The organism is Desulfovibrio piger (assembly GCF_012843875.1).
GTDB lineage: Bacteria > Desulfobacterota > Desulfovibrionia > Desulfovibrionales > Desulfovibrionaceae > Desulfovibrio.
Window position 1 is genome coordinate 1 of the sequence record NZ_JABAFY010000083.1, and the last position, 5,127, is coordinate 5,127.

At 52.2% G+C, this 5,127-nt stretch carries 5 protein-coding genes; all 5 read left to right on the plus strand.

What is annotated here, in order from left to right; all coding sequences use genetic code 11:
* Positions 1 to 146: 146 nt before the first annotated feature.
* Positions 147 to 1,037, plus strand: coding sequence for a macrolide esterase EstX (gene estX / locus HF854_RS11990; RefSeq protein WP_223151485.1), 891 nt, complete (start codon positions 147 to 149; stop codon positions 1,035 to 1,037).
* 88 nt (positions 1,038 to 1,125) lie between these two features.
* A complete protein-coding gene (gene aadA1 / locus HF854_RS11995) occupies positions 1,126 to 1,917 on the plus strand; it encodes an ANT(3'')-Ia family aminoglycoside nucleotidyltransferase AadA1 (protein ID WP_001206316.1) in 792 nt (263 codons plus the stop codon).
* A gap of 102 nt (positions 1,918 to 2,019) precedes the next feature.
* Complete coding sequence (locus tag HF854_RS12000) at positions 2,020 to 2,391, plus strand: TIR domain-containing protein (RefSeq protein WP_032324164.1); 372 nt, start codon at positions 2,020 to 2,022, stop codon at positions 2,389 to 2,391.
* Between the two features lie 13 nt (positions 2,392 to 2,404).
* Positions 2,405 to 2,968, plus strand: coding sequence for a caspase family protein (locus HF854_RS12005; RefSeq protein ID WP_197390855.1), 564 nt, complete (start codon positions 2,405 to 2,407; stop codon positions 2,966 to 2,968).
* A 244-nt stretch (positions 2,969 to 3,212) separates the two neighbouring features.
* The gene (locus HF854_RS12010) at positions 3,213 to 4,706 is read left to right on the plus strand and encodes an IS91-like element ISCR2 family transposase (RefSeq protein ID WP_001120888.1); all 1,494 of its coding nucleotides are present in this window, start codon (positions 3,213 to 3,215) and stop codon (positions 4,704 to 4,706) included.
* The last annotated feature ends 421 nt before the right edge of the window (positions 4,707 to 5,127 follow it).

A 5,127-nucleotide genomic window follows, 5' to 3' on the forward strand; every position in this document is an offset into this window, starting at 1 on the left:
CATGATTCAAATAGCCATGGCAAGCATACTGTTGAAACGTTTCATTATTGATAAATGAGTTTCCAAACACGCTCTCAGGAATTTCACTAAGGATATTAATTAATTACGAATACATCTTGATGGGAAATATGAGGCGGAAAACGCGCATGCGCGATATTCAAATGTTGTACGTAAAACTCGAAGGCAATTTTAGTATGAAAGAAAAGGTAGTTGTTGATAAAGCGATTTCACTCTATACCGAATCATTCGGCGACCCGGCCCATGAACCCATTATCCTGATCATGGGGGCAATGTCGTCTGCGGTGTGGTGGCCTGATGAGTTTTGCTCCCAACTAGCCAAAATGGGTCGCTATGTGATCCGGTACGACCACCGTGATACCGGGAAATCAACAAGCTATGAGCCAGGTCAAGCTCCATATTCCGTTGAAGAATTAGCAGATGATGTGGTTCGCGTCATTGATGGTTATGGTCTGGAAGCTGCTCATTTAGTCGGCATGTCTTTGGGGGGATTTCTTTCCCAGCTTGTAGCTCTCAAGTATCCGAAACGTGTGAAGAGCTTGACGCTGATTGCTTCAGAACGGCTTGCAGATGCAGATCCTGATATGCCCGCTTTTGATCCTGCCATCATTGAGTATCACCAACGGGCGGAATCGCTGGATTGGTCTGATAGAGATGCTGTCGTCGCGTATCAGGTCGGAGCGTGGCGAATCAACTCAGGTACTGCGCATGCTTTTGACGCTGAGAAGATACAAAATATCGCTGAGTTAAATTTTGATCGCACTCCGAATATCCTGACAACATTCAACCACACTACTTTAGGTGGTGGCGAGAGATGGCTCGGGAGATTAAATGAGATAGCTGTACCAACTTTGATCATTCACGGCACGGAGGATCCTGTACTTCCTTATGTGCATGGGTTGGCACTGAAAGATGCGATTCGTGGTTCAAAAATGCTGACACTCGAAGGCACGGGACATGAGTTGCATCATGAAGACTGGCCGAGGATTATCCAGGCGATTAAGGGGCAAACGTCATAGCTATCGGTTGCACCGTACAACAAGTTGCTGCACCGTAAAAATTACTCGCTGCGCTCGCAATTTTCCGGTGAGCAAGGCGTTAAACATCATGAGGGAAGCGGTGATCGCCGAAGTATCGACTCAACTATCAGAGGTAGTTGGCGTCATCGAGCGCCATCTCGAACCGACGTTGCTGGCCGTACATTTGTACGGCTCCGCAGTGGATGGCGGCCTGAAGCCACACAGTGATATTGATTTGCTGGTTACGGTGACCGTAAGGCTTGATGAAACAACGCGGCGAGCTTTGATCAACGACCTTTTGGAAACTTCGGCTTCCCCTGGAGAGAGCGAGATTCTCCGCGCTGTAGAAGTCACCATTGTTGTGCACGACGACATCATTCCGTGGCGTTATCCAGCTAAGCGCGAACTGCAATTTGGAGAATGGCAGCGCAATGACATTCTTGCAGGTATCTTCGAGCCAGCCACGATCGACATTGATCTGGCTATCTTGCTGACAAAAGCAAGAGAACATAGCGTTGCCTTGGTAGGTCCAGCGGCGGAGGAACTCTTTGATCCGGTTCCTGAACAGGATCTATTTGAGGCGCTAAATGAAACCTTAACGCTATGGAACTCGCCGCCCGACTGGGCTGGCGATGAGCGAAATGTAGTGCTTACGTTGTCCCGCATTTGGTACAGCGCAGTAACCGGCAAAATCGCGCCGAAGGATGTCGCTGCCGACTGGGCAATGGAGCGCCTGCCGGCCCAGTATCAGCCCGTCATACTTGAAGCTAGACAGGCTTATCTTGGACAAGAAGAAGATCGCTTGGCCTCGCGCGCAGATCAGTTGGAAGAATTTGTTCACTACGTGAAAGGCGAGATCACCAAGGTAGTCGGCAAATAATGTCTAACAATTCGTTCAAGCCGACGCCGCTTCGCGGCGCGGCTTAACTCAAGCGTTAGGCAACCAATCGAGAATCAACCATAAACTACAACGGAGAGTAAAATGGCTACAAAAAAGACGATATTTGTTGCGTTTGCAATTGAAGATGAAAGGCAACGGGATTTTCTTAAGGGGCAATCACTAAATACAAATTCTCCTTTTGAATATGTAGATATGTCAGTAAAGGAAGCATATGACACCGACTGGAAAAACAAAGTTAGAACAAGAATTAAACGATCTGATGGTGTTATCGCGCTAATTAGTAGCGACTCCCTTACCTCAAGCGGGCAGAAATGGGAGATCGCTTGCGCCAAAGAAGAAGGGAAGAAAGTTTTAGGGATATGGGCTTATACCGACGATAGAACTAATGTCCAAGGTGTTCGAACTGTTGTATGGACATGGAAGGCTATCGAAGATTTCATCGACAGCTTATAAGGGAGTGACTCAAATGCGCATCGCTCTCATTGTTGGAATAAATTATTATGAGCACGGAGGCTCTCTTCATGGTTGCGTGAACGATGCTCACGAAGTTAAAGCTGTGCTAGAGAGACATGATGGAGGTGCAGTAAATTTCGATTGTCGTTTGTTGACTGGTACAGGACCAACAGACCGCGTTAATCGCGGCGAATTAAAAGATCAAATCGAGCAGCTTTTTAAAACGGATGCAGATATTGCGTTGTTTTACTTTGCTGGGCATGGCCATATTGAGGCGACCGGTGGGTACCTATTGGCAACTGACTCTAGTCGAGGAGATGAAGGTGTTTCATTGACTGAGATTCTCACTTTAGCTAATAACTCACCCGCAAAAAATAAAATAATCTATGTGAACAGTCTGATTCGGTCGCCAGGCGAGCCTGAAAAGGCCACCGCAAGACCGCCGGCATCCTCCCAACCGGCCCCCAAGAAAGCCACCCCAGCGACACCCAAACCAGTACCATCAGCCAGCCATAAGCCGGGGGAGATTCCCAGCTTCAACTTCAACCCCAGCCCGAACAAAGCGGACTTGATTTGACGCCCCAAGGGGCGGATTGGACGCCAAGAGGGAAGGCATAGCCCGCCCCTCAAGTGTCAATGAACCCCTGGAAATCGACCCCGAAAACAGCCCCCTTCATAGAGGCGGCCTATTAACATTTGAGTGGGAGTGACGGGCACTGGCTGGCAATGTCTAGCAACGGCAGGCATTTCGGCTGAGGGTAAAAGAACTTTCCGCTAAGCGATAGACTGTATGTAAACACAGTATTGCAAGGACGCGGAACATGCCTCATGTGGCGGCCAGGACGGCCAGCCGGGATCGGGATACTGGTCGTTACCAGAGCCACCGACCCGAGCAAACCCTTCTCTATCAGATCGTTGACGAGTATTACCCGGCATTCGCTGCGCTTATGGCAGAGCAGGGAAAGGAATTGCCGGGCTATGTGCAACGGGAATTTGAAGAATTTCTCCAATGCGGGCGGCTGGAGCATGGCTTTCTACGGGTTCGCTGCGAGTCTTGCCACGCCGAGCACCTGGTCGCTTTCAGCTGTAAGCGTCGCGGTTTCTGCCCGAGCTGTGGGGCGCGGCGGATGGCCGAAAGTGCCGCCTTGCTGGTTGATGAAGTACTGCCTGAACAACCCATGCGTCAGTGGGTGTTGAGCTTCCCGTTTCAGCTGCGTTTCCTGTTTGCCAGCCGGCCCGAGATCATGGGGTGGGTGCTGGGCATCGTTTACCGCGTCATTGCCACGCACCTGGTCAAGAAAGCGGGCCATACCCACCAAGTGGCCAAGACGGGCGCGGTCACCCTGATCCAGCGTTTTGGATCGGCGCTCAATCTGAATGTTCACTTCCACATGCTGTTTCTCGACGGTGTGTATGTCGAGCAATCCCACGGCTCAGCGCGTTTCCGCTGGGTCAAGGCGCCGACCAGCCCAGAGCTCACCCAGCTGACGCACACCATCGCCCACCGGGTGGGTCGCTATCTGGAACGGCAAGGCCTGCTGGAACGGGATGTCGAAAACAGCTATCTGGCCTCGGATGCGGTGGATGACGACCCGATGACACCCCTGCTGGGGCACTCGATCACTTACCGTATCGCTGTCGGTTCACAGGCGGGGCGAAAGGTGTTCACTTTGCAAACTCTGCCGACCAGTGGTGATCCGTTCGGTGACGGGATTGGCAAGGTAGCCGGGTCCAGCCTGCACGCCGGCGTGGCGGCCAGGGCCGATGAACGCAAGAAGCTCGAACGGCTGTGCCGGTACATCAGCCGCCCGGCGGTATCCGAGAAGCGGCTGTCGTTAACACGAGGCGGCAACGTGCGCTACCAGCTCAAGACGCCGTACCGGGACGGCACCACGCACGTCATTTTCGAACCATTGGATTTCATTGCAAGGCTGGCCGCCCTGGTACCGAAGCCCAGAGTCAACCTAACCCGCTTCCACGGGGTGTTCGCACCCAACAGTCGGCACCGGGCGTTGGTCACGCCGGCAAAACGGGGCAGGGGCAACAAGGTCAGGGTGGCTGATGAACCGGCAACACCAGCACAACGGCGAGCGTCGATGACATGGGCGCAACGGCTCAAGCGTGTTTTCAATATCGACATCGAGACCTGCAGCGGCTGCGGCGGCGCCATGAAAGTCATCGCCTGCATTGAAGACCCTATAGTGATCAAGCAGATCCTTGATCACCTGAAGCACAAAGCCGAAACCAGCGGGACCAGGGCGTTACCCGAAAGCCGGGCGCCACCGGCTGAGCTGCTCCTGGGTCTGTTTGACTGACGAGCCTGAAGGCCAACGATACCAATCAAAATGCTGCGTTCACAGCGCCGCGGCAGGGATCCGCCGTGCTGGTTGTCGGAAAAGGAGCCGCTAGTGGGAAAGAGGAGGGTAAATTTTCAGCGTTGCTGGCTCCCCGTCAGCCGGATTGGGTTGCATCGCAGGGGTGTCGAAAGAGTCAACTGCGGTCCAAAGCTGTTGGACTTGGGTGAAAAGGGCGTTTATTCTTCCTATACGTTAAAAATACTGTTGCTGCCAACAGTTTAAGATCGGACCTTTAAGGATAACGTGCAATGATAGAAGTATATCGCGCATGCACGTTTGCGTCCTTGTGACTTTCTTCGGATTCAGAGCGTGTTTGGAAACTTCAGCTTTTATAGTTACAAGAAGGCATGTGGACAAAAAAAGACTGTGCGCGGCAGCA

Bases quoted from the DNA above. Each gene is read 5' to 3' on its own strand.
- estX (WP_223151485.1), top strand. From the start codon at position 147: ATGCGCGATATTCAAATGTTGTACGTAAAACTCGAAGGCAATTTTAGT.
- aadA1 (WP_001206316.1), top strand. From the start codon at position 1,126: ATGAGGGAAGCGGTGATCGCCGAAGTATCGACTCAACTATCAGAGGTA.
- HF854_RS12000 (WP_032324164.1), top strand. From the start codon at position 2,020: ATGGCTACAAAAAAGACGATATTTGTTGCGTTTGCAATTGAAGATGAA.
- HF854_RS12005 (WP_197390855.1), top strand. From the start codon at position 2,405: ATGCGCATCGCTCTCATTGTTGGAATAAATTATTATGAGCACGGAGGC.
- HF854_RS12010 (WP_001120888.1), top strand. From the start codon at position 3,213: ATGCCTCATGTGGCGGCCAGGACGGCCAGCCGGGATCGGGATACTGGT.